Origin of the sequence: Shewanella sp. FDAARGOS_354 (assembly GCF_002209245.2) — a bacterium.
Classification (GTDB): domain Bacteria; phylum Pseudomonadota; class Gammaproteobacteria; order Enterobacterales; family Shewanellaceae; genus Shewanella; species Shewanella xiamenensis.
This window is the reverse complement of sequence record NZ_CP022089.2, coordinates 4,191,299-4,214,699: the sequence shown is the minus strand read 5'-3', so window position 1 is coordinate 4,214,699 and position 23,401 is coordinate 4,191,299. Positions and strand designations below refer to the sequence as shown.

The 23,401-nt window shown below is 47.2% G+C and carries 24 protein-coding genes; 13 read left to right on the top strand and 11 right to left on the bottom strand.

The genetic code is table 11. From position 1 onward, the window contains the following. The first annotated feature begins 129 nt into the window (after positions 1-129). From fliB to CEQ32_RS18995, 6 genes are all read left to right on the top strand, one after another. Positions 130-1,308 (top strand): flagellin lysine-N-methylase, encoded by a 1,179-nt coding sequence (gene fliB, locus CEQ32_RS19025; protein WP_055648058.1) that lies wholly within the window; start codon positions 130-132, stop codon positions 1,306-1,308. A gap of 248 nt (positions 1,309-1,556) precedes the next feature. Then, on the top strand, positions 1,557-2,081 hold the full coding sequence (gene hslV / locus CEQ32_RS19020) for an ATP-dependent protease subunit HslV (RefSeq protein WP_011073856.1): 525 nt from the start codon (positions 1,557-1,559) through the stop codon (positions 2,079-2,081). Between the two features lie 18 nt (positions 2,082-2,099). Then, entirely contained in the window at positions 2,100-3,428 is a 1,329-nt protein-coding gene (hslU, locus tag CEQ32_RS19015; protein ID WP_055648059.1) for an ATP-dependent protease ATPase subunit HslU, read from the top strand. Positions 3,429-3,573: 145 nt separating this feature from the next. Beyond that, a complete protein-coding gene (locus CEQ32_RS19010) occupies positions 3,574-3,960 on the top strand; it encodes a gamma-butyrobetaine hydroxylase-like domain-containing protein (RefSeq protein WP_055648060.1) in 387 nt (128 codons plus the stop codon). 293 nt (positions 3,961-4,253) lie between these two features. Then, the gene (locus tag CEQ32_RS19005; protein ID WP_088586604.1) at positions 4,254-4,841 is read left to right on the top strand and encodes a DUF4375 domain-containing protein; all 588 of its coding nucleotides are present in this window, start codon (positions 4,254-4,256) and stop codon (positions 4,839-4,841) included. A gap of 745 nt (positions 4,842-5,586) precedes the next feature. Then, entirely contained in the window at positions 5,587-6,051 is a 465-nt protein-coding gene (locus CEQ32_RS18995) for a hypothetical protein (protein ID WP_088586603.1), read from the top strand. A 277-nt stretch (positions 6,052-6,328) separates the two neighbouring features. Here CEQ32_RS18995 and CEQ32_RS18990 read toward each other — a convergent pair whose 3' ends face one another. Continuing rightward, on the bottom strand, positions 6,329-7,225 hold the full coding sequence (locus tag CEQ32_RS18990) for a GGDEF domain-containing protein (protein ID WP_088586602.1): 897 nt from the start codon (positions 7,223-7,225) through the stop codon (positions 6,329-6,331). Positions 7,226-7,349: 124 nt separating this feature from the next. Between CEQ32_RS18990 and CEQ32_RS18985 the strand changes: the two genes are divergently transcribed. Then, complete coding sequence (locus tag CEQ32_RS18985; protein ID WP_001206290.1) at positions 7,350-8,558, top strand: IS4-like element IS10A family transposase; 1,209 nt, start codon at positions 7,350-7,352, stop codon at positions 8,556-8,558. Here CEQ32_RS18985 and CEQ32_RS18980 read toward each other — a convergent pair. After that, on the bottom strand, positions 8,542-8,823 hold the full coding sequence (locus CEQ32_RS18980; protein WP_088586601.1) for a hypothetical protein: 282 nt from the start codon (positions 8,821-8,823) through the stop codon (positions 8,542-8,544). The two genes, CEQ32_RS18985 and CEQ32_RS18980, sit on opposite strands and share 17 nt — an antisense overlap. A gap of 94 nt (positions 8,824-8,917) precedes the next feature. Then, on the bottom strand, positions 8,918-9,088 hold the full coding sequence (locus CEQ32_RS22990) for a hypothetical protein (RefSeq protein WP_192959132.1): 171 nt from the start codon (positions 9,086-9,088) through the stop codon (positions 8,918-8,920). Between CEQ32_RS22990 and tnpA the strand changes: the two genes are divergently transcribed. The 5 genes from tnpA (at position 9,087) to CEQ32_RS18955 (ending at position 14,609) form a co-directional block, all read left to right on the top strand. Further along, complete coding sequence (tnpA, locus tag CEQ32_RS18975) at positions 9,087-9,371, top strand: IS66 family insertion sequence element accessory protein TnpA (RefSeq protein ID WP_088585668.1); 285 nt, start codon at positions 9,087-9,089, stop codon at positions 9,369-9,371. The genes CEQ32_RS22990 and tnpA overlap by 2 nt on opposite strands. Before the next feature lie 2 nt (positions 9,372-9,373). Next, entirely contained in the window at positions 9,374-9,730 is a 357-nt protein-coding gene (tnpB, locus tag CEQ32_RS18970; protein ID WP_057786146.1) for an IS66 family insertion sequence element accessory protein TnpB, read from the top strand. Positions 9,731-9,822: 92 nt separating this feature from the next. Then, positions 9,823-11,382, top strand: a complete 1,560-nt coding sequence (gene tnpC / locus CEQ32_RS18965; protein WP_088585667.1) for an IS66 family transposase — start codon at positions 9,823-9,825, stop codon at positions 11,380-11,382. Positions 11,383-12,296: 914 nt separating this feature from the next. Beyond that, positions 12,297-13,874 (top strand): cryptochrome/photolyase family protein, encoded by a 1,578-nt coding sequence (locus tag CEQ32_RS18960; protein WP_088586600.1) that lies wholly within the window; start codon positions 12,297-12,299, stop codon positions 13,872-13,874. A gap of 24 nt (positions 13,875-13,898) precedes the next feature. Next, on the top strand, positions 13,899-14,609 hold the full coding sequence (locus CEQ32_RS18955; protein WP_088586599.1) for an SDR family oxidoreductase: 711 nt from the start codon (positions 13,899-13,901) through the stop codon (positions 14,607-14,609). 44 nt (positions 14,610-14,653) lie between these two features. Here the strand turns inward: CEQ32_RS18955 and CEQ32_RS18950 are convergent, their stop codons facing one another. The 4 genes from CEQ32_RS18950 to CEQ32_RS18935 are packed head-to-tail and all read right to left on the bottom strand — an operon-like array spanning position 14,654 to position 17,915. Continuing rightward, complete coding sequence (locus CEQ32_RS18950) at positions 14,654-15,130, bottom strand: hypothetical protein (RefSeq protein ID WP_122040775.1); 477 nt, start codon at positions 15,128-15,130, stop codon at positions 14,654-14,656. Between the two features lie 36 nt (positions 15,131-15,166). Next, entirely contained in the window at positions 15,167-15,712 is a 546-nt protein-coding gene (locus CEQ32_RS18945; protein WP_037428969.1) for a response regulator transcription factor, read from the bottom strand. Next, positions 15,709-16,992 (bottom strand): sensor histidine kinase, encoded by a 1,284-nt coding sequence (locus CEQ32_RS18940; RefSeq protein WP_088586598.1) that lies wholly within the window; start codon positions 16,990-16,992, stop codon positions 15,709-15,711. Before CEQ32_RS18940 ends, CEQ32_RS18945 begins: the two co-directional genes overlap by 4 nt. 2 nt (positions 16,993-16,994) lie before the next feature. Next, a complete protein-coding gene (locus CEQ32_RS18935) occupies positions 16,995-17,915 on the bottom strand; it encodes a dTDP-4-dehydrorhamnose reductase family protein (protein ID WP_088586597.1) in 921 nt (306 codons plus the stop codon). 180 nt (positions 17,916-18,095) lie between these two features. On the opposite strand from CEQ32_RS18935, the gene CEQ32_RS18930 reads away from it, so the two are divergent. Continuing rightward, positions 18,096-19,943, top strand: coding sequence for an alkaline phosphatase D family protein (locus CEQ32_RS18930; protein ID WP_088587013.1), 1,848 nt, complete (start codon positions 18,096-18,098; stop codon positions 19,941-19,943). 1 nt (position 19,944) lies between these two features. On the opposite strand, the gene CEQ32_RS18925 is transcribed toward CEQ32_RS18930, so the two are convergent. The 4 genes from CEQ32_RS18925 to CEQ32_RS18910 form a co-directional block, all read right to left on the bottom strand. Then, entirely contained in the window at positions 19,945-20,301 is a 357-nt protein-coding gene (locus CEQ32_RS18925) for a hypothetical protein (protein WP_088586596.1), read from the bottom strand. A gap of 147 nt (positions 20,302-20,448) precedes the next feature. Then, positions 20,449-21,366 carry a pseudouridine synthase gene (locus CEQ32_RS18920; protein WP_088586595.1) on the bottom strand — a complete coding sequence of 306 codons (918 nt, stop codon included), beginning with the start codon at positions 21,364-21,366 and terminating at the stop codon, positions 20,449-20,451. Positions 21,367-21,418: 52 nt separating this feature from the next. Continuing rightward, complete coding sequence (locus CEQ32_RS18915; RefSeq protein ID WP_047536660.1) at positions 21,419-21,994, bottom strand: LON peptidase substrate-binding domain-containing protein; 576 nt, start codon at positions 21,992-21,994, stop codon at positions 21,419-21,421. Between the two features lie 141 nt (positions 21,995-22,135). Beyond that, a complete protein-coding gene (locus tag CEQ32_RS18910) occupies positions 22,136-23,191 on the bottom strand; it encodes an alpha/beta hydrolase (RefSeq protein ID WP_088586594.1) in 1,056 nt (351 codons plus the stop codon). Between the last annotated feature and the right edge of the window lie 210 nt (positions 23,192-23,401).

Here is a 23,401-nt window from a genome sequence, read left to right as displayed (position 1 = left end):
CATCATTTTCATTGCGGGCAGACACTAAGATTCCTTTTACATGTGGTTGTCAAACTCACCAAAGATTGGCCTTAATCCTATAGATTTGTTACCTTTTTGTTTATGGAACACTCAGATGAATAAACGCCAATGAATAATCTCATTGTTACACCAGGCTACGCTTCACAATTCAGTTGTATAGGTGCCGCATGTGAAGACAGTTGCTGCCATGACTGGACCATCATTTTTGACAAAAAAAGCTACAAAAATACCCTTAACCATCCAAAACTCGCTTCGCTTGCCAAAGAGGCATTTATTGAAACCAAAACCGATGCTAATCAGTGGGCAAAAATCAAACTTAACGCCAATGGAATATGCCCGTTTGTAAACGAGCAGAAGTTGTGTGCCATCCATGCGGCTGCGGGTGAAACAGCCTTAAGCCACACCTGTAAAACCTATCCTCGTAGTGACAATGTTATCGCAACCACTAAATACGAAAGTTTAACGATATCTTGCCCTGAAGCTGCCCGTCAGGTGCTATTTGACGCCAATGCATTTCAATTTGAGGCAAAGAGCGGTGGCGCCAAACGTCCAACCGCGGCCAATCCTGCATGGTTAGAAAAAACCTACGATTACAGTTTGGATTTATTAATTAATATGGGTGTGGATTGGCAACAGGCACTCATGGCTATAGGATTATTGGTAAAAGTCAGTGACCAAGTGAGGCAAAATACTCTTCCTATTGCACAAATAGATCAGCGTTTTGAACAATTAATCTTGCTGGCCCAAACCAATCAAATCGATGAGCAATATCAAAAAATACCCTACACACCACAGCCTCAAACCCATGCTTTTGTGTCGATACATGACCAATTATGCAAACTTCACTCAAGAAGCTTAAAGCCTCGTTTTACCTCGCTTAATGATGCAATTGGTTTGTTATGTAATGAGAGTAATCAATATCAAATTGACGATTTAAATAAAGCGTGGGAAGAAAAAGCCTTGCCTGCGTTGAGCAATTATCAGGATTTATTTGACCGTTATATTTTATATTCGCTTTACCATGAGCATTTCCCCATGAGTGATTCACAGCAGCCTTGGATGGCATTTCGCCTGCTCGTGATAGATTGCTTTATGATCCGCTGTTACTTATCTGCCATGGCATTTAAAAATAATGGACTGACAGAAAGTGACATAGTGCTGTGTTTTCAGCTCTATAGCGTTGTGCGCCAACATAAAGCGAAATTTGCCCAGGGCATCAATCAGACCCTACAAGAATGTGGTATTGATAGTATTCCCGCCGCCATCAGTCTATTAAAAACCTCGTGATCGCCCAGGAGAGACTGCCGAAATAGCGCCAACGGCAGTCTTTGCGAATCAGCCGACGCTTCAGTCGTAGCAAGACTGAAGCAGGCCGCCATTTCTCTGTAAGCTGTTATTTTGTTGCAAAAGGCGCGCGAACACGTAAACCCCATTGGCTTTTTCTGCAATAACTTGAATTCTGACTATCCATCCCCATATTTACTCCATCATCCACCGCAGGATTTTCATTGCGGGCAAGAGAAGAGGATTCAAAAGTGACCACTATCGTATCAGTACGCCGTAATAACCAAGTTGTCATCGCCGGCGATGGCCAAGTCTCCCTAGGCAATACCGTGATGAAAGGTAACGCCAAAAAAGTGCGTCGCTTGTATCACAACAAAGTGTTGGCAGGTTTTGCTGGCGGCACCGCCGACGCTTTTACCCTATTTGAGCGTTTCGAGTCCAAACTCGAGATGCACCAAGGTCACCTGTTACGCTCGGCTGTTGAACTTGCCAAAGATTGGCGTACCGACCGTATGCTGCGCAAACTCGAGGCCATGCTTGTGGTCGCCGATGCCGAAGCCTCACTTATCATCACAGGTAATGGTGACGTAGTGCAGCCAGAGCATGATTTAGTCGCCATTGGCTCGGGCGGTAACTATGCCCAAGCGGCGGCGTTAGCACTACTGCAAAATACCGAATTATCGGCGCTGGAAATTGCTGAAAAGTCATTGACTATTGCAGGCGATATCTGCGTATTCACCAATCAATTCAAGACAATTGAAGAACTTAATTACTAACAGGGCGTGAGGAATATTATGTCTGAAATGACCCCCCGTGAGATTGTCCACGAGCTGGATGCCCACATTATCGGCCAGAAAAAGGCCAAACGTTCCGTCGCCGTCGCCCTGCGTAACCGCTGGCGCCGCATGCAGCTAGATGCCGATTTCCGTCAAGAAGTTACCCCAAAAAACATTCTGATGATTGGCCCAACCGGCGTAGGTAAAACTGAAATCGCCCGCCGTTTGGCAAAGCTCGCGAATGCCCCATTTATCAAGGTTGAAGCCACTAAGTTCACCGAAGTGGGTTACGTGGGTAAAGAAGTCGAGCAAATCATCCGTGATTTAACCGACATCGCCATCAAGCTGACCCGCGAGCAGCAAATGGGCAAATGCCGCCAACGCGCCGAAGAACACGCTGAAGAGCGCATTCTCGATGCCCTGCTGCCCAAGCCGAAAAATGACTGGGATAACACGGAAAGCGATACCAGCTCCAATACCCGTCAAATCTTCCGTAAGAAGCTGCGCGAAGGCCAATTAGATGACAAAGAAATCGATATCGACGTGGCCCAGCCACAAATTGGTATTGAAATCATGTCACCGCCCGGCATGGAAGAAATGACCAACCAACTGCAAAGCCTGTTTAAAAACATGGGCCAAGCACCGGCAAAACGTCGCAAGATGAAGATCAAAGAAGCCTTTAAGCTGTTGATCGAAGAAGAAGCGGCCAAGCTGGTAAATCAAGAAGATTTAAAAGAGCAAGCCATTGAATTGGTTGAGCAGCACGGTATCGTGTTCCTCGACGAAATCGACAAAATCTGTAAGCGTGGCGAAACCTCAGGCCCAGACGTTTCCCGCGAAGGGGTACAGCGCGACCTATTACCTTTAGTCGAAGGCTGCACGGTAACCACTAAACACGGCATGGTGAAAACCGACCATATTCTGTTTATTGCGTCGGGCGCATTCCAGATGTCAAAACCATCGGATTTAATCCCTGAGCTACAAGGCCGTTTACCGATCCGCGTTGAGCTAGATGCGCTATCAGCCGATGATTTTAAACGCATTTTAACTGAGCCACATGCCTCACTGACCGAGCAATATATCGCGCTGATGGCGACCGAAGGCGTGACCATTGAGTTTACCGAATCAGGTATTGAGAGCATCGCCAAAGCGGCATGGCAGGTGAACGAGCGCACCGAAAACATTGGTGCCCGTCGTCTGCATACCGTAATGGAAAAGCTGATGGAAGATATCTCCTATGAGGCGTCTGACAAGTCTGGCAGCTCATTTGTGATTGATGCCGATTATGTGAGTGCTCACTTAGATAATCTGGTTCAAGACGAAGACCTAAGCCGCTTTATCCTCTAAGCGATTAGCACACAACATCTGCCATGCATATATGGCGGAGATAAGTTCGAAATTGTGACAGTGGCTAAGGCTTACACTTTGTAACCTTAGCCACAAATTGTTATGTTACAGCTTGTCCATTCTCAGCATTTTCTTGGCACTACCTATGACCACTAGCACACCCAATGTCACCGATCTTAAGCTCAAGCGTAAATCGCGCATTTTAGAAATCAGCTTCGATAACGGCGAGCAGTATCAACTCACCTGTGAGATGTTACGCGTCTATTCTCCCTCCGCCGAAGTGCATGGTCACGGTAACCCTAAGCTGGTCACCCATAAGAAAAACGTCAATATCACCAGCATCGAACCCGTAGGTAACTACGCGGTAAAAATCGTCTTCGACGATGGCCACGATACCGGGCTGTTTTCCTGGCAAGTGCTTTACGATCTCGCCACTCACCAAGTGGAATTATGGGAAAAGTACTTAGCACGCCTGCGAGCCGAAAAGGCTTCTCGCGAACCCCTGATTGCGATGAAAATAAAGTACAACTAATAAATTAGGATAGCTGGCTGTTAATTGTGATATTTAAACAATTACATTACAGCTAACGACAGATGTTTAAGAGTATTCGGCCATAGATTAAGCACAGTTATTCCAGTGACACGCCGTAAATATATCCCTATAGGCTCGACGGCGGCATCCATGCCGCCAACGGTCACTTCCATACCAATGCTTAATTCCACTAATCTCTGCGTATGCTTTAACTCTAAAAACAGGTCATTTTACAATGGGTCGTTTGTGAATCTGTTACTTCTCTTGCTGACCTGAATATCTAAGGAAAGATAATGTCGGAAAAAGTCCCTTGCACAGCCTGCCAAACCTTAATCATGCCCAGCACTGCCGAGCGCAACGCGGGCTTATGTATGCCCTGCAAAACTGGCAATCGTGAAAATATCGAGCAGGCAAAAGCCTATTACCAAAAGGAGCGGGAATTAGATAAAACCTGCCCTTTTAGAGCCCTGTGGCGAGAGATAGTGGTGCAGGTGCATAACGATAAGCAGGGCTTTCACACGCTAAGCGAAGCGGCGCAGCACTATTACGCAGTCAATTGTCTTTCGGGCGAAGTCTACAACGGCGGCTTTATCCAGTATTTCGATAACTCATCGGGTGAGCATTATGCTGTTGCCGAGCGCGGCCTTCAGCAAATTGGCGCTTTGCACTCATTAGCTCTATTACAACAGGCTAAACGGGCGGTATTTGGCGACCTTCCCGTGCCAACTGACAGAGACCAACGCCTCGCCGCAACCGATAATTCAGTCGCCGAAGCCCGACTCAATCAACTCGATGATGAGTTTTATCAAGATTTGGATAATCTTGATATCAAGCTAGAGAGCTATGCAATACAAACTGGATTGGTTAACGCAATCGAATGATTGCGGGTTTATTTTGAATACTTTACGCAAGTAATTAAGCAATACCTTTCAGTAGTCTTTTTAAGTTTAAAGTCGTGGGGCTTCACCCCATACCCGACCAAAAGGAGAAAAGCGCCTGTTCCCCTTTTGGATATCCCCCGGCGTCCCCAACGGAGTTGAAAGCCCCTTGGGCATTAAGCATCCTTATGCTATCGCGTCAGACGCTCGGCCCTGATTCGACTGACGCTATCTCGGCCTCTGATAGGCAGGATGACTGAATGTCGTGAAGTGCATGGTCAATGATGTTCCATACATCATACTGACATTTTCCATTTCCTTATGGATCAGATGCACATGAACGACCATGCCTCGCTCACGCAACGAACGCAAATGCCCTATGGCAACTCCGAGGGTATGTGTATTCTGTAACTTCTGTGTAAGCTTTAATCTAAAAGAGTTTTGCATGTCCTATCTTTCCATATCTTTCAATGAAGCGTCATTGTCAGCCAATGAAACGGCATGAAACCCTTGCCTTCGTAGCACTATTTTAGGTCAGCGAAGGCGCACTACCCATTTCAATGCAAAGCGGCACCAAAGTAACTCCTAGCGACCACTGCTGGCAGCGTTTAAGAACTTAGGTGCTTAATCGCTTAAGCCACACCAACGCTTATTGACAAATTGCTATGATAACGATATTCATATTGGGCATTTTTCGAGCAGTTTCAGATAACACAGTCTCTATCTACTCATCATTAAAGGGAATTATATGAAATCACACAATTTAATTTTGATGCTAGCCACTGTTTTTTGGGGTACATGCTTTTCCATCCAAACAGTGGCCAACGATAAGTTACCGCCCTGCAAAGAAGGGTACTGCCAGAAAATTATTCAAGATATAGGTAATGATAAAGCAACACTGCAGGTATGGACTGAAGACGGCAAAGTGATTTATTCAAATAGCCTTGACTTGGATAAAACAGCAAAGTTAGCACATATCACTCGCGACAACGAATCGGTAGATATCAGTCAAGCTTCCTTCTCCCCAAAACTGTTGCCGATTGATTGTGCTAAAGAGAGCTGCTCAACGACAATTTTGACAACCTACGCCACTGAGACAACGTTGGAGAGCGTCCTCACCTTATTTGTTTACCACAAAGGTGAGCTACTCTCGGTTAGTGCAACGCCGATGAAAGCCCTGATACCTGTTGAATTGACCAAGAATCAAGGTTAAATTTTGCCGCCAACCCTCACCGAATAAAGGGCGAGGGTTTCGCTTAAAACGACTTTGCGCTGATCCCGCTCCCCATTTCACCGTAACCCTTAATTGCAATAGTCATCCACCAGAGTCCACCTAATGCAATCACAGCAGCAATTACAGCACTTCCATACGGTCAGGCTAATTTTAGGCAATCAGCTTAATACCCAGCATACTTGGTATAAGCAAGTCGTCATTAAGGCTGAGTGTCCATATTGCATTATTGTTTTTTGAAAATAAAAAGACGCATATATTATTCCATTGTACAAAGTCGATTACGCCCACTTCTCTTTGCTTGATATAATGCTTTATCGGCACGTGATACTACGCTGATATCAGTGTCAGAATCCTTCAACACAGCCAAGCCAAAACTCGCTGTAACCGCAATGGATAAATCATCAAGCTTCAGCGGCTTTTCATTAAGCGCTTTAATTAATTCTTCAGTCCGTTGTATTGCACTTTGATAGCAATAACCTTCAAATATAAGCAAAAACTCTTCACCACCAAATCGATACACTTGGTCGGTTGAGTGGATTGAATTTTTTAAGAAATGGGCAAAACAAACTAAAACCTGATCGCCAACGTCATGACCATACTCGTCATTGATTTTCTTAAAATAATCAATATCTGCTAATACAAAGTAGACATCACTGTCAGAGCCTCTAAACCTGTTTGCCATTCTCTGATATGTCACAAACGACTCATAGAATGCTCTTCGATTGTTAATCTTAGTAAGTGGATCCTGAAATGCCATGTTTTTCATATCTGCGGCAAAATTTTGTAGACACTCTTTTCTGTAATAAAAACGTCGCTTTAGGGTATGCTCATGAATAGAGATAATCACACCGGTTAAATTTGTAGCAAGATATCCCATGCCAACAATAAATAAAGAATAGGCGTCAATATCTTTCGATACATAAATAATTAAAAAACCGGTCAAGGAATATAAAGAACATAAAAAAATCGACAGTAACACATTAAATAGTGTTGAAAAATAAATTGCAATTACAATGATAATATCAAATAAAGCATGGAGAAAATAATCGTCTTTATAAATCAATACCATGCCTTGTAAATTCGCAAAAATAAATGCTGTCAGTATAAAAGTCACCACCCTAAAGGAAGCGACATTTTTTAAATGACGCAACATAAAAATAGCCGCTATACACTGAAGAATCCCCTGATGATTTACAAATAAATCATCAAATTAGAGTGGAAGCGCATCTTGTTGCATGATCAAATGGTTTCGCTAAAAACTACACTTGGACAACAAGATGCGCGAAGCCAATATCCTACAACATTCTTTACACCAATACTGCCCAGAACTTCACCTAAAACGATTAAACAGCTTGATGCTGGCCTCTAAGGCACTGATTGAATGTAAGACACTGACCTTGACTGAGTTAGGTCGAAATTTACCAACCACGGCCCGAACCAAGCACAACATCAAGCGCATTGATCGTTTGCTCGGCAACACGCATCTGCATCAAGAACGGTTAGCTGTCTACCAATGGCATGCCAGCCTCATCTGTTCTGGTAACCCTATGCCGATTGTGCTCGTCGATTGGTCAGACATCCGAGAGCATAAACGCATCATGGCTCTGCGCGCCTCAATAGCCTTCAATGGCCGCTCTATTACCCTGTATGAGAAGTCCTATCCCCTATCAGAACAATGCTCTAAGGCCTCCCACAACGGTTTTTTAGCGGACTTAGCCAAGATTTTACCTTTGCATGTTACCCCTCTCATCGTGACTGACGCGGGGTTCAAAGTGCCTTGGTACAAAGAGGTTGAGGCGCATGGTTGGTTTTGGCTAAGCCGTATTCGCGGTACAGTTCAATTTGCAGATATTGGCGCTGAAAATTGGCGTGCAGTTCGCAGTACACATGACTTGGCCAACGGTCAAGCGAAGAGCCTGGGTTGTAAGACCTTGACCAAAACTAACCCTATCAATTGCCATCTCACGCTTTATCGTAGCAAACCTAAGGGGCGTACAAATCAGCGTTCAACGAGGACTAATTGCCACCATCCATCGGCAAAAACGTACTCAACATCGGCGAAAGAGCCTTGGGTGTTAGCCAGCAATTTACCACCAGAATCTCGGAGCCCAAAGCAGCTGGTAAACCTGTACGCCAAACGTATGCAAATAGAGGAAACCTTTCGTGACCTCAAAAGCCCGGCATACGGCTTTGGCTTACGCCAAAGTCGTACCAACAGTCCAGAGCGATTCGACATCATCCTACTGATAGCGTTGATGGTTCAATGCCTGTTGTGGCTAGTTGGTTTACACGCACAGCAACAGGGCTGGGATAAGCATTTTCAGGCCAATACCATTGGGCATCGAACGGTACTCTCAACGATTCGCTTGGGATTGGAGGTGCTCAGGCGGCCTGATTATCAAATCACGGAGAAAGAATTGCTGGCGGCCTGGGTATTATTCGCCAATCAGTTGCTCAAATATGGCTATGCTATGGCTGATTTATGAGGGGATCCTTCAGCGCTATACAGCAAATGACTAATCCGCCACGCCAAACTAAGGCTATCGCAGGCCAGTACTGCTGCTTGATAACCATATGGTCAAAACAGAGCAGGATAGATAACACTAATGCAATGACGGCAAGTAGCAGTCTAGCAATGTGCTTGTCTTGATTTATTTTTACGCCAATAAAACGACTTTCTAACTCAGAGTCCTTAAATTGGCGGGTCCTCGTAAGTAATGTCTGTTTTTTCTCATTCGATAATGCCTTCATAGCGTAATAAATTCTCTTTTTAAAATTTTTGGCCTCTAAAGGACTATTGTCATTACAACTGATAATAAAGAGACGGTGATTTGGATCTAATACTTCAATCGATACTTTTAGCCATTTTGGTAGAACGCAATGCAACCAAGTTAAATATTAATATTTTCAATGCATTAAGCTCATAAACCGTAAGCGTAACGCCAACCACACATTCCAATCCTAACTGATCAACTTTACCCTGTCTGCCATTATCAACTGCCAGGGTAATCATCATGCACCGTACCAAAGAACAATGGCTGGCCTTGTTTGCCGAGCAAGCCCAAAGTGGTCTCACCCAAACTGAATTTGCAAAACGTCAGGGCATCATTCCTACATATTTTAGTTATCGCAAGCGTCAGTTGTTGGCGTTTCAGGATGATGACGGTGGCTTTGTTGAGCTGACGCCACAGGGTTTGCAGCTGAATCAATCCATTTTGCTACGCAAGCGCGATATCGAATTGCAGTTTCCAGCCGGCACCGATGCACAGTGGTTAGCAGCCTTGCTAAGAGCGCTCTGACCATGAAAATGTTCCTCGATGTGCCTAAGGTCTATTTGCATAAACAGCCGGTCGACTTTCGTAAATCCATTAATGGCTTATCGTTGCTGGTCGAGCAAGAGATGCAGCTCTCGCCATTTAGCGGCGCACTGTTTGTGTTTTGTAATCAGCAGCGTACCCGGTTAAAAGTACTGTACTGGGATAGCACCGGGTTTTGCCTGTGGTACAAACGGCTTGAAAAAGACAAGTTCCGCTGGCCACGGCAGATGCCTGGCAAAATACTGTCTATTAGCGAGCAGCAATGGCATTGGCTGTTGCAAGGTGTCGATATCCAAAAAATCACCGCCCATCAGCCACTGCATTACCAGAGTGTGGGCTGATATGACGATCGGCTATAAATCCTTATGATCGCATCCAAAACAATCTAAATTTTACCAAGCACTTAGCTAAATTGGCCGTTACAATAGCGGCCATGAAAAAGACACCTCAATCCTTACCTGATGACGTTGCACTGCTCAAGAAAATGCTGCTTGAGCAGACGCAAAAGCTTGAGCGCAAACTGGCGCAAAAAGATAAACGCATCGCCAAATTAGAGCGGGTTAACCAGCAACTGTCGGACAAGTTGCAGCAGTTGCTGGAGCGTTACAACCTGAAGAAGTACCAGAAATTTAGCCCCAGCAGTGAAACCTATGAAGGTGAAGGCGAGGTGTTAAATGAGGCCGAACAGCTTATTGAAGACGAGTCAGTAGCGACAGAGCCAGATACTCAGACGACCGAGAGCGCTAAGAAAGCTGCTAAGCCACGCCGCCCACGGATTGCCCCTGAGCTGCCGCGCGTTGATGTTATCCATGACATTGACGATAAAACCTGTGCTTGCTGTGGCCATGCGCTACATCAAATGGGTGAGGAAGTCAGTGAGCAAATCGAGTTCGTACCGGCACAAATCCGGGTGCTCAGAAACGTGCGGCTGAAATACAGCTGCCGGCAGTGTGAAACCACGGACACCAAGGTCGACATTAAAATTGCCGATGTGCCACCGGCGGTTATCCCTAAGAGCATGACCACACCGAGTCTGCTTGCCCAAATCATCAGCAGCAAAATGCACTATGGCTTACCGCTTTATCGTCAGGAGCAGTTGTTTAATCAGGCCGGTATTGAGCTTAGCCGTCAAACGATGAGCCGCTGGCTGATAAGCTGTGCAGAGAAACTGAAACCGTTACTGGCGTTAATGAAAGCTGAGCTTCTGAAACAGCCCGTGCTGTGGGCAGATGAAACCACGGTTAATGTGCTGGATGTTGAGAAAAGCACCTGTTATATGTGGGTATATGGCTGTGGCTTAGAAAAAAGTACCGGCCCCAAGCTCGTGCTGTTTGATTATCAGGATAGTCGCAGCAGTAAACATCCCACCGACTTCCTGGCGGGGTTTAACGGTTATCTGCAGGTCGACGGTTATGCCGGATATGAGAAAACCCACGCAACCTTAGTCGGCTGCTGGGCGCATGCCAGACGCAAGTTCGTCGAAGCCCAAAAAGCGCAGGGCAAAGGCAAAACGGGTAAGGCCGATGTGGCCCTTAACCATATCCAGAAACTCTATGCGCTGGAGAGTAAATTAAAAACTGCGCCGCCTGATAAGAAATATGAAGCCAGGCAAACGCTAGCCAAGCCGTTGCTCGCGCAATTCAAAAGCTGGTTGGATAAATCAAGCGAGAGTGTCACGAAAGAAAGTTTACTGGGAGCGGCTATTACGTATAGCCTGAATCAGTGGCCCAAGCTTGTCCGCTATCTGGATGATGGCTGTCTGAATATCGACAACAATCGTGCGGAGCGCGCCATCAAACCGTTCGTGATTGGTCGCAAGGCGTGGTTGTTCGCTAATACCAAGACGGGAGCACAAGCCAGTGCGGCACTGTACAGCCTGGTCGAGACCTCAAAAATCAACGGACTGGAGCCGTATGATTACCTATGCCGCTTATTAACCGAGCTACCCAAAGCCAACACCCAAGAGAAACTACAGCAACTCCTGCCTTACTGATCACCAGCCACACCGCAAGGTGTGGTTGGCGTTACGCTTACCATAAACCTTCTTCATACACTAGAGGATTCAACTCACTACATATGTAACATGTGATCGCTATTTTTTATTGTGAGCTATACAACGTAAATTCGTCAAAAATAAAGTGAGAAAGTTCGGGCATACTTTTACGCCAGAACAATGACTTAATAGCCTCAGAGGCTAAAGGATATACCATCCCCTCGAGGTCGCCGCAGGACATTAGCGTTAGTAGCGTGAGCAAGTCGTGGCCTTATCTTGTATCTGCTCCAAAGGGTAATGGAGAATATCAGCATGATATATGGAAGATCTTTGACCATGCACTTCACGACATTCAGTCATCCTGACTATTAGATGCCAGATAATATTAGTCAAATCAGAGACAAACCTCTGACGCGATAGCATTCTCACGCTTAATGCTCAAGGAGCTTTCAACTCCGTGAGGGGCGTCTTGGCTGCGAGTGAAAACATTAGCAAGGAGGATATGCTTAATCGAAGTAAGTTGAAAATCAGGAGGGTGAAGCTCCACAATTTTGACTTTGCGATTAAATAATGTCAGCTAAATTAGGGCGTGTTGACGTTTCGAGATTGGATTTTGTTCGTTCTGGCAAGCACATGCTCGTGAAACGAGGAATGATGTGTCGTTATTCTACTCAAATGACGAGCGGCTCTTATGACAGAAAGTAAGCGCAAGCACTTACCAGACGAGCCCTTCGGGCAGCATTTGGCTGCAAAAATAACCCTGAAACGTCAACACGCCCTAGGCACTCAAAGAAGTAAATCAATCCCAAATCACAGTGATAAAACTACCCTCCTAAAGCAACCTTCAGATTGATCCCAACTACCCATATCATCGTAATCCTCAATTGCAAATACCATCCACCAGAGTCCACTTAATGCAATTACGGCAGCAATCACAGCAGCAATTACAACACTTCCATACGGTTAGGCTGATTTTAGGCGATCAGCTTAATGCCCAGCATACTTGGTATCAGCAAGTCGATCCCAAGGTGCTGTATTTAATTGCAGAGTTGCATCAAGAAAACACCTATCTGACCCACCATGTGCAAAAGATTTGCGCGTTTTTCAGTGCCATGCCGCAGTTTGCCAGCGAGCTTGGCGCGGCGGGGCATCGAGTGCGTTACCTCACCCTCGACGATACCCAAGACTTTGCCGACCTCAACGCATTGCTAGAGTATTTTGTCGCCGAAACGGGGGCGATTAAGTTTGAATATCAACGGCCTGACGAATATCGACTCCTAGTGCAATTAAGCCAGTTGAAGTTGGCCAATGCCGTTGTGAATTGCGTCGATACTGAGCACTTTTTATTACCCTTTGACGAAATTGATAGGGAATTTCCCCAAGGGCAACACAGGCTGATGGAGCATTTTTATCGGCGAATGCGCAAAAGATTCAATATCTTAATGACAGATGGCAAGCCCGTTGGTGGGCAGTGGAACTTTGATGCGAGCAACAGGCAAAAGCTTAAATCCCAAGATATTAAATCATTACCCACACCCTTGATGTTTGGCCACAATGTGCAAGACATTCTCGAGCGTCTTCAACGCCATGGGATTAATACTATGGGCAAGGCGGATACGCATTTACTCTGGCCGATAAACCGCGCACAAAGCCTCGAATTACTTCAGTATTTTTGTGAATACTGCCTGCCCGCCTTTGGCCGGTTTCAAGATGCGATGACCCAGCAACATCCGGCGCAGTGGAGCCTGTACCATAGCCGGCTGTCCTTTAGCCTAAATGCTAAACTTATCAGTACATTAGAAGTAATCAATGCGGTGATTGAGCACTATCATGCCAATCCTTTTATTGAGATAGCTCAGGTCGAGGGCTTTGTTCGACAAATCCTCGGCTGGCGTGAGTATGTGCGCGGTATCTATTGGGCCAATATGCCCAACTACGCCAACATTAATGCCCTCGAGGCCACGCGCAAGCTGCCCGACTACTTTTGGCATGGTAAGACTCGAATGAATTGCCTGCACCACGCCTTATCTCAGTCACTGGATTTTGCCTATGCCCATCATATTCAACGCTTAATGGTGATTGGCAACTTTTGTTTATTGACCGAAATCGCCCCCGATGAAGTGGATAAATGGTACTTAGGCGTGTATGTGGATGCGATTGAATGGGTCGAAATGCCCAACACTCGTGGCATGGCGCTATTCGCCGATGGCGGCATCGTCGGCACTAAACCCTATGCCGCAAGCGGCAGTTATATCAATAAAATGAGTGATTACTGCGGCAGTTGTCATTACAAGATAAAAGAACGTAGCGGCGAATCAGCCTGCCCATTGAACAGCCTGTATTGGCGCTTTATGGATAAACACCGCGCACAGCTCACCCATAATCCACGCATCGCCATGCTTTACCGCACTTGGGATAACACCGAGGAGTCGGTTAAACAGGCGATGTTGGCCACTGCGGAACAGCATCTAGCGCAACTTGAACGGCTATAACACTGAGTATTGAGGAGAAAAGCCATGCATATTCTAGTACTGGGCGGCAGCGGTGGTATAGGTCAAGCGATGGTCAATAAGCTTGGCGAAACCTATCCCGAAGCCACTATTCATGCGACCTATAAACAGCATCGGCCAGATACTGGGCGAGACGATGGCGTTATCTGGCATCAGTTGGATATCACCCTTGAGGAGGAAATTAAGCAACTGAGTCAAAATATCCCCCAGTTAGATTGGCTGATTAACTGTATTGGCATGCTGCACACCGAGGATAAGGGGCCAGAAAAAAGCTTACAGACCCTCGATGGGGACTTTTTCCTGCACAATATCCAGCTAAATACGCTGCCGAGTATGATGCTGGCAAAGCACTTTGAACCAGCGTTAAAACGCAGTGCGTCGGCAAGATTTGCGGTGATTTCGGCGAGAGTCGGCAGCATTAGCGATAACCGCTTGGGTGGCTGGTACAGTTATCGAGCCTCGAAAGCTGCGCTGAATATGTTCCTCAAAACGCTATCGATTGAATGGCAAAGAAGCATCAAACACTGCGTGGTGCTGTCACTGCATCCCGGCACCACGGATACGCCACTATCCAAACCTTTTCAGCAGAGTGTGCCCAAAGATAAATTGTTTACACCAGAGTACGTAGCCCAGTGTTTAGTGGGCATTATTACCAATGCCACCCCAACTCAAACAGGGCAATTTTTGGCCTACGATGGGGTAGAACTGCCTTGGTAGCGAGACAAGCGTTTAGCACTGATACAGATAAACCTTGGCACCTCTTAACCCTGGCAAAAGTAGGCATAATTGATGCGGCCGCCCTGCTCCCATACGGCGGTCCAGCCGTTCACATCGCTCATATAGCTAAAATAAATGGCATGGGATTCAAGGCAAGTTTCTTGGAAGGCAGCTTTATTGTCGTTAATAAACTGCGCCGAAGCCGCCAAAATATCACTGCACTCCTCATCGTCGGCAACTAACCAGATAAAGTCCTCGCGGCAATCATCCCTCGCAACCATCTCTTCGGGGGAATATAAGTCCAGCTTTTGCTTGAGTGTTTGCCACTGCTCGGGCGTGATATTGCAGGAGATCGCCAGTTTATCAAGCACCCCGGCACCGCCCGCCCAAAAGGATAAATCAAAGTCTAACAGCAGCGGATCGGGTGCAAAGTCCAATAGATTTTCAACCACTTGCAAGCTTTTAGCTAAATCGGCATCGGGCCTGCAATAACGCACCTCAACACCATCATACTCACGCATTCCACGCCTCCTTCCTTGAGCGAATGCTCGTTTACTTTAGCGGCCCGTTTCACTCACCGGTTTCTTTAATAACTTACGCTGCAAGGTGCGGCGGTGCATACCCAGTTGCCGAGCGGTAGCCGACACATTGCCCTGATTAGCATTGAGCACCTGCTGAATATGTTCCCACTCCAGCCGTTTAGGATTAAGCGGTGAGTCGTCAACATCATCTTCTTGCAAGGTATTAGGGTAAGCATCAAGCTCAAAGGCAGCTAGCAGGGTTTGGGTATCGACGGGTTTAGCCAAATAGTTATCCGCGCCAAGACGAATCGCCTCCACCGCGGTGGCAATGCTGGCGTAGCCCGTCAGTAGCACCATCACCACTTTGGGTAACAAATTACGCAGCGGCACAATTAAACTCAGGCCGTTGGCCTCGGCCAATTTCATATCCAGCAGGATATGGGTTGGGCAACACTCACGCGCCACCAGCAGGGCACTACTGGCATCGTGACTTAAACGGCATTCAAACCCATGGCGAGTCAAACGCCGCGCTAAAATACCTGCAAGCGCTTGATCATCTTCAATAATCAATAGCCGTTTCATACTGTTTCTCCAGTTGGCACTTTAGGCGCCAAGAGTGTAAAACGAATTTGCGCCACTGTGCCGCCTTGGGGATGATTTGCCAGAATAAGCTCCGCGCCTAAACGCTCCAAGCTAGCATGGCTCAGTAACAAGGCTACGCCTAAGCCTTTAGGGCTTTCGATTAATAAGGTGCCTAATTGTGGCAATAATGAAGGGGCGATACCCGCGCCATAATCACGGATCTGCAAATAAGCCTGCCCCTCGCTTGGCGAACAATCGACGCTAATATCCACCTGCGAAGTACCTATGGTTTCGACACTGGCGCGGGCGGCGTTTTCAATCAAGGCCATAATCGCGGGGGTTAAGCTCATATCGGTTAAGATCTGCTTTTCTTCTAGCAGCTTAGGCTCACAGGTTATCAACCAATTGAGTTCTGTTTGCGGCATCAATAACTGGGTTTTCTGCTTTAATCCAGCCACCAGCTCAGTGAGATTTTGAGGCCGCTGACGACGGTCACGAATCGACTCGGTCGCCAATCGCAGCTCCGCCAAGGTGTGCTCACAACGCCCTAGTGCAGTTTCCATTTCAACTAAGGTTATTGAGGGTTCGGGGGTTTCTTCCCTTAATTCATCGAGCAATAAATGCAGTGTTGAGAGTGGCGTCGCTAATTGATGGGCCATTTGCGCCGATACAGTGCCGAGCGCCACTAACTGTTCCTGCCGCAGTTGTCCTTCGCGCATATAGGCAAGCTGCGCATCCTGACGGCGCATGCGTTTGGCGATCAGCGCCACACTGGTGGTAAGCACTAAAGCTGAAATCACAAAGTTAAACCACATGCCTAAATAGTGGGAACTCATATCCATGCCGTGGTGCTGCATCTGCGACTCTGGCACGGTAAAAATCATCAGGCTATAGGCAAGCGTTGATATCGCGGTCAAGCTCCAAGGCGCCCAAATAGGCAATGTGACCGCGGCCAAGGCGATAGGTAACAATAATAGTGAAATAAACGCATTGGTCGCCCCGCCCGAAAAATACAGCCAAGAAATCCAAAACAACGTATCCAGACTCAGGGCAATAAACAGGCCACGCTCTTTAGCAAACAAAGGTTTACGTAATGCTAATGTGAGCGAAAGATAGAGCACCTCCAGCACAAACACGTGCATGAGCGGCTCCATTTGCAAACTCAGGCCAAAGGTATCGGCGGCAAACAACGTCAAACCAATTTGCAGCAATAAACCTAAGGTGCGCAGCAGCGCCACTTGGTCGGCCGCTTGCAGATTCGCTCCTAAAATTTTAACCATCATTATTCCTTAAGCTTAAGGCCAACAGCCGCAAGTGCTGCACTGGATTGAGCGAGCGCCTGATTAAGCCCTGCGCTAAATTCCAACTCAGAATAAATGCCCAGCGCCGCTAAACGCCCGCAACTTAAGGTGCAGTTCTGCGGCCTTTTAGCGCTATCCATCGGTGTCATTTCTGGAGTTAAATGCGCAGTATCAATTGCCAATAACTCACCTAAGCCCAGTAGCATTTGGTACTTAGTCATGGTTTGCGGCGCACTAAAATGATAAATCCCTGACACATCGGCAGCATGTAATTGCCGCTTGATCAGCTTAGCGATGGCGCCAGCAATATCCGCCGTCGAGGTCGGCGAGCGAATAGCCCAAGCATCGACCCGCTGTGGCCTGCTATCTAACAATTGATTGATTAACACTAATACCGCAGATTCGCTCAGTTGAGTCACTTCGCCGTAGAGGATCGGTAAACGTAACACCGCAAAACCGCTGTCGGTATTCAGCACACAGGTTTCGCCCTGTAATTTAGACTCACCATAAAAGTTAACCGGATTGGGTGCGGCATCTTCGGCATAGGGCGGCGTTGTGCCATCAAACACATAGTCGGTTGAGATATACAGCAGCCAAGCTCTATGCTGTTTAGCGGCCTTAGCATGGGTTTGGCTAGCGCTCAGATTCAGCGCCAAAGCCTGCTCAGGCGAGTGCTCGGACACATCGGGGCGACGCTCTGCGGCGCAGTGCACGATAACCTCTGGCCGTTCGTGGGCAATAAAGGCTTCTACTGTAATAGCTTGGGTTAAATCGAGTTTATGGATATTCGCTTCGGCGCGGCTAAAGCCGGTGGCAATCACCTTATGCCCTGCGGCAGTTAACTGTTTAACGACCGCCCTGCCGAGTAATCCGGTTGCGCCCGTCACCATAATATTTGCCATATTGCCCCAAACTCCTTAGCCACCCATTTGGCGGATAATTCTAAAAGCTTTTCATATTCAACGCACTTGTTTACTCTTATTTGCCCGTACTTAAGCTGATTTGGGTTTATCCCACTCGACCTGATTAACAATAAAAGGCTGAATTTGACTCAAGCACTTCCCCTTATCCTCGCAGGCCCGATGCTGCGCCACTGTGATGCCTCGCACTTTACTCTCTGGTTTGTGAGCCGCGAGCCATTGACTGAGTTACAACTGGCCTTAGGGGAGCAAAGTTATGGGTTAACAGAGGAAGAAGTGCATTGCATCCCACTCGGCAAACACGCCTTTCAGTATTTGATTAGTGTGTCGCGACCTACACTGCTTACGCCTGAAACGGCTATTCCATACCGCGTTTCGGCTAAGGGGATTGGCGATATTTTCAATGGTGTCAATGGATTGCACTATAGCGGTGCCGACTCACCCCAGGTTTACTTTTGCACCGAACTCAAACAGGTATGGCATGGCTCATGCCGCAACCCCCACCACCATAGCGAGGATGCCTTAGTCGCCGCCGATACCAGGCTAGCACAGCTTATCGATAAGGATTCGCAGCAGCGCCCAGCCCTGTTAATGCTCAGTGGCGATCAAGTTTATGTGGATGATGTGGCTGGCCCCATGTTATGCGCCATTGGTCAGGTGATCGAAAAACTCGGCCTGCACCATGAAGCCTTTCACGGCGCCACTATTGCGGGAAGCGAGGCAATCCGTTATCAAGCCGATAGCTTGTACTTACGCCATAAAACGCTGCTGCCACGTACCGAATATCCCGCCAAAACTGCGCTTTGGCGCTGGTATGTCAACCATCCGATATTTACCTCATCCATCGCAGAAAACCATTTAGTTAGCCTGAGTGAAATGATCGCCCTATACCTACTCACTTGGTCGCCCGAACTATGGGAGTTGGTTGATTTACCCAAGGATGTCGACAGTCTCTCTGCCGCCAACAAGCTGCGTTGGCAAAAAGAATGGCAAAACTTACTGGCCTTTAAAGCAGGACTCACTCAGGTTAGGCGCCTTATGGCGCATATTCCCGTGTATATGATGTTTGATGACCATGATATTACCGATGATTGGAATCTCACCGCTAAGTGGGAACAAGCCGCCTACGGTCATGCATTTTCTAAACGAATCATTGGTAATGCCTTGATTGCCTACACCCTATTCCAAGGATTAGGTAATGCACCGGATAAATTTAATGCCGAGGTTCGCCCAAAGTTAGATGCGTTTTTCAATCGCCCCGAGCCTAACACTCAGGATGCTTTGATTGATCTTTTACTGACATTTGAGCAATGGCATTACAGCTTAGACACCTCACCCAAGCTGGTTGTACTCGATACTCGCACCCGCCGTTGGCGCAGCGAATCGAATCTCGCCAAACCCTCGGGCTTAATGGATTGGGAAGCCTTGATGGATTTACAACAGGCGCTACTTGGTCAATCTAAGGTCATTATCGTCTCGCCCGCGCCGATGTTTGGTGTCAAAGTGATTGAGGCAGTGCAACGCATGGCCACTTTTATGGGCGCTTCGCTGCTGGTTGATGCGGAAAACTGGATGGCGCATCCGGGCGCAGCCAATGCTTTGCTAAGCATCTTTATGCACCGCAAGACCCCAGAGCAATTTGTGATCCTCTCGGGGGATGTGCACTATTCCTTTGCCTATGACATCAGCATTCGCTTTCGCCGTAGCAGCCCAAAGATTTACCAAATTACCTGTAGCGGGATTAAAAACCAGTTCCCCGAAAAACTGCTGCCACTTTTCGACAAGCTCAATGGTTGGCTTTACGGCCACTTCTCACCATTGAACCTATTTACCAAGCGAAAGCGAATGTCATTACGGGGCAGACGGCCAAATGGCGAACGGAGCAAGCGTTTAGTCAACCGCAGCGGCATCGGCATTTTGGTATTAGCGGATAATGGCGAGCCCACTAAAATTGCCGTATTACATGGGGATATGAGCGAAACTCGGTTCGAACCACCGAGGCAAGAATAGCTTATTGCAACGGTTCAACACGCTTTTCAACCACGGCCGAATTAGCTGGCGTTACCGCGCTATCTTCTTGCTTGGGTAAGCTCTGATTAAATAGCTGTGACTCGGGACGCTTTAGCGGCGAGGTATTATCTAACATCTGATCCCAAATGACCTTTGGTGAGGATGACGATTCGGCTTTACTCTCATCCTCCTGCATGATCTCTGCACTTGGCTTTTTGGGTTCGATTAGCGCACTCGCTTTACGGATCTCTGTTGTCAACTCATGAACATAAGGATGTTTCGTCCAGTTACCAACATACATGGCGCCTAAAAGCACTGCGAGACAGAGCAAAATTGAAATGATTGCAGATTTGGTCATGCTATTACTTCCCTCAAACAACCAATACAAGACTCCTTACTGCTAGCGAGCGTAATTCCGTCTGTATTCTTATCATCGCTGAGAAAACCACACAATCATATTGCACTAGCCCACTTTTCTCATTGTGGCAATAATGCTTTCCGCTGACTAAAGTGTTAATCCATCACATTGAATATCGTGCGTGCGACCACTGATTGGATCGACAAAACGTAATCGCTGCGCCAAGAGTTGTAGTGGCTTGGTAAAATCATCCGGCCCTTTAGGTAATAATGTCGGATAAAAGCGATCATTTAATAATGGCATACCAAGGCTTTGCATATGCACCCGCAATTGATGAGTTTTACCGGTAATAGGGCTTAAATGAAATAAACCAAACTCGCCTTTAATCGCAACCAAGCTTATCTCCGAGTGAGTATTTGCCATGCCTTCAACTATTTTCATGGTAAAACTGGGTTCGCTGCGTTGCATGCGATTTTTGACCGTCCAATGCTTTGGCAAAGTTAATTCGCCACTGACATATTGTGCCAAAAGTTCAGGAGTGAGTTTGGCAATCGCTTGATAATCTTTACGGATCGCATCATCGATAAATAATTGGTGATAAATATGCCGCGTCTCTGGGCGAGTCGTCATCAGGATTACGCCAGCGGTTTCCCGGTCTAGCCTGTGGGCTGGGGCGATAGTGTCTATCCCAGTGCTTAAGCGTAAACGGTGAACTAGGCACTCATTCACATAATCACCGCTGGGGGTGACGGGTAAAAAATGCGGCTTGTAGGCCAAGATAAGGTTGTCATCTTGAAACAAAATCGGCGACTCGAAGGGGACTTTCGCTTCCACTGTGACTTCACGGTAGTAATATGCCCTCGCCGTCGGGCGATAGGCGGTATCTAATCCAATCAAGCTGCCGTCTTGCCAATGCACTTTGCCATCGAGGATCCGCTGGCGCCAAACCGCTTCGCCAATATGGGTATAATGCTCGATCAAAAAAGAAAATACGGTTGGTTTATCAACCACTTCTAGGGGGAGAACCACAAAAGAAGGTTGGGCGGCACGGGCGGTTTGAGTCATAGAAACAACTAGCGGCGATAATGAGCCGCTATTTTAGCCTTGGTGTGGTTTTTCAGTCCACATGGGACTTGATAAGTTGCAATACAAAATCCATGGTTTTATGGCAGTCGGGCTGATTCACCAACACCAGCTTATCGCGGTTATACATGGGCAGCACTTCTAACCAACGTTGGCTCACCCAGGCCGCATCCTCTAAATGCACTTGGGAATACAACTCCAGTAAGTCAGGGTTTACCTCATAGAATTGTTCAAGGGCAGCACTGATCAGTTCGAACTCCCCTTCTATCGGCTCTTCTTGCCAATTTTGGCAAGGCAAAGTGCGGGACATCCACAGCTTATCTTTTGCTTGCGCCGCGGAGAGAATACTAACCCTTTGGCGCCCCTCTAAAACGATGCTGAGGGTATCATCTTCTAACTGATTAAAATCGATAATCTCGCACTGTGTCGCAGTCGGATAACAGGGCGGATTGCCGCTGGGCTTACTCGCCGCAAACGCTAAATCGTATTTGCCTTTTAACACATCCGCGACCATGCGCAATTGGCCCGGCTCGACTACGCGGACCTCAATCCTTCCCTGTGGCAGCAACAAGGCATCGCGCATAATTAACGCCATTTCTCGTGTTTGCATAGCAACCTCCTGCCCACTGATACAAGAATGTGCTCAAAAATCAGCCACACCTTATTAATTTAGAGTGTAGCAGGAGAAATAATTTCCTTCCTAAAGTCGCTGACGGTAAAAAGCATTTAGGCCGAGTTTACCCCTCTCACCCTACAGCGGCGCTAAGTGTACTGCGACATTGCCCTTTGCATACACTTCGGCAAATTCGTCAGCAAGCCGCTCGCTTAAGGCAACAGAACGGCGCCAATACTGCATCCGCTGCGCCGTATCCAATTGTTTAAAGTCTTCACGGTCGGGCACCTTACCAAAAGGCAGTGACGCCACAAACTCCGCCGAAGGCGCAAGTATTAAGGCATTATGATAATTACCTTGAGCACGGCGCCAGGTTAACGATTTATCGAACCATCCAGGGCTCATATGGGGATAAAAATGCGGGTACAGGGTCAATCCCGTAGTATGGGATAAGGGCAAATCGAAGTGATAGTCGGTGATGCCGCCATCATAGTATTGCCCCGCGGGCGCGCCATCAATCCGTGAGACTGACGCAAGCACTAATGGAATAGATCCCGTTGCCAACATCACAGCATCCATATTGGCCTCGGTGAGCCTCGCCTGCTGGCTGGGTAAATCGTCAAGTTGCTTAAAAGGTGATGCTGCCACTTGCTGACTAAACACCACACGCTCGAAATGCCAGCCCAAGGTTTTGCGGCTAATGAGGTTGGTCGCAGCCGCCATCGCCAGCCCAGCCGCTAATGGCAATTTATGGCTAAGACGATTGATGTGTTTAGCGCGGCAGGCAATTAAGTGACTGTGAATAAAGGGATGATTGACTATCTCGCGACCACCCGTCTCGCCAAGAATTCCTTGGACTATGCCCTTTACCTGCTCGCTCACCGCATGCGGTGTCGGTATCGTTTCATACTGCTGGCCAATGTAGTAATCCTCTAAACGTGCGTAGGCTTGTAGTGGATCCTGCTGCGCCAAACAGGCTAAACGCCAAGCGCCAGAGGATGCCCCTAAGGTGTATAGCGGCGTTTGTCTATCTTTAAAAAATTCAGCAAAAAGATACTTATCAAGACCCGCAATCCCTAACCATTTAGGTCCACCGGATGCCGCCAATAGTTGTGTAAAAGCATCGGGATGCAGACCTTGCTCCCTGATAACGTTAAAGGCCGTAGGACCTGCAAGAAAGCGTAATGCGGGCAAAACTTAACTCCTTAAAGTGCCTCAAACCTGAGGTTTACGGCCATTAAAACACAGCCGCAAAGCGCGATAAACCTTCAGCAAACCTAATGGATCTAGATGATTTTATTCACTTAGCCAATCACATGAGCTGTGGCGACATATTCGACTAGCTTTAAATGATTATCTAGAACAGTAAGCTCTGAGTTAGTTCTTTTCTGTCTAGATGTAACA

What these genes read in the sequence shown, in the direction of transcription:
- hslU (WP_055648059.1), top strand. Translation starts at nt 2,100, where the DNA reads ATGTCTGAAATGACCCCCCGTGAGATTGTCCACGAGCTGGATGCCCAC.
- CEQ32_RS19005 (WP_088586604.1), top strand. Translation starts at nt 4,254, where the DNA reads ATGTCGGAAAAAGTCCCTTGCACAGCCTGCCAAACCTTAATCATGCCC.
- CEQ32_RS18915 (WP_047536660.1), bottom strand. Translation starts at nt 21,994, where the DNA reads ATGCAAACACGAGAAATGGCGTTAATTATGCGCGATGCCTTGTTGCTG.
- CEQ32_RS18930 (WP_088587013.1), top strand. Translation starts at nt 18,096, where the DNA reads ATGCTGCGCCACTGTGATGCCTCGCACTTTACTCTCTGGTTTGTGAGC.
- fliB (WP_055648058.1), top strand. Translation starts at nt 130, where the DNA reads ATGAATAATCTCATTGTTACACCAGGCTACGCTTCACAATTCAGTTGT.
- tnpC (WP_088585667.1), top strand. Translation starts at nt 9,823, where the DNA reads ATGAAAAAGACACCTCAATCCTTACCTGATGACGTTGCACTGCTCAAG.
- CEQ32_RS18990 (WP_088586602.1), bottom strand. Translation starts at nt 7,225, where the DNA reads ATGTTGCGTCATTTAAAAAATGTCGCTTCCTTTAGGGTGGTGACTTTT.
- CEQ32_RS22990 (WP_192959132.1), bottom strand. Translation starts at nt 9,088, where the DNA reads ATGATGATTACCCTGGCAGTTGATAATGGCAGACAGGGTAAAGTTGAT.
- CEQ32_RS18935 (WP_088586597.1), bottom strand. Translation starts at nt 17,915, where the DNA reads ATGGCAAATATTATGGTGACGGGCGCAACCGGATTACTCGGCAGGGCG.
- tnpB (WP_057786146.1), top strand. Translation starts at nt 9,374, where the DNA reads ATGAAAATGTTCCTCGATGTGCCTAAGGTCTATTTGCATAAACAGCCG.
- CEQ32_RS18960 (WP_088586600.1), top strand. Translation starts at nt 12,297, where the DNA reads ATGCAATTACGGCAGCAATCACAGCAGCAATTACAACACTTCCATACG.
- CEQ32_RS18925 (WP_088586596.1), bottom strand. Translation starts at nt 20,301, where the DNA reads ATGACCAAATCTGCAATCATTTCAATTTTGCTCTGTCTCGCAGTGCTT.
- CEQ32_RS19010 (WP_055648060.1), top strand. Translation starts at nt 3,574, where the DNA reads ATGACCACTAGCACACCCAATGTCACCGATCTTAAGCTCAAGCGTAAA.
- CEQ32_RS18945 (WP_037428969.1), bottom strand. Translation starts at nt 15,712, where the DNA reads ATGAAACGGCTATTGATTATTGAAGATGATCAAGCGCTTGCAGGTATT.
- CEQ32_RS18995 (WP_088586603.1), top strand. Translation starts at nt 5,587, where the DNA reads ATGAAATCACACAATTTAATTTTGATGCTAGCCACTGTTTTTTGGGGT.
- CEQ32_RS18920 (WP_088586595.1), bottom strand. Translation starts at nt 21,366, where the DNA reads ATGACTCAAACCGCCCGTGCCGCCCAACCTTCTTTTGTGGTTCTCCCC.
- CEQ32_RS18940 (WP_088586598.1), bottom strand. Translation starts at nt 16,992, where the DNA reads ATGGTTAAAATTTTAGGAGCGAATCTGCAAGCGGCCGACCAAGTGGCG.
- CEQ32_RS18955 (WP_088586599.1), top strand. Translation starts at nt 13,899, where the DNA reads ATGCATATTCTAGTACTGGGCGGCAGCGGTGGTATAGGTCAAGCGATG.
- CEQ32_RS18980 (WP_088586601.1), bottom strand. Translation starts at nt 8,823, where the DNA reads ATGAAGGCATTATCGAATGAGAAAAAACAGACATTACTTACGAGGACC.
- CEQ32_RS18950 (WP_122040775.1), bottom strand. Translation starts at nt 15,130, where the DNA reads ATGCGTGAGTATGATGGTGTTGAGGTGCGTTATTGCAGGCCCGATGCC.
- CEQ32_RS18985 (WP_001206290.1), top strand. Translation starts at nt 7,350, where the DNA reads ATGCGCGAAGCCAATATCCTACAACATTCTTTACACCAATACTGCCCA.
- tnpA (WP_088585668.1), top strand. Translation starts at nt 9,087, where the DNA reads ATGCACCGTACCAAAGAACAATGGCTGGCCTTGTTTGCCGAGCAAGCC.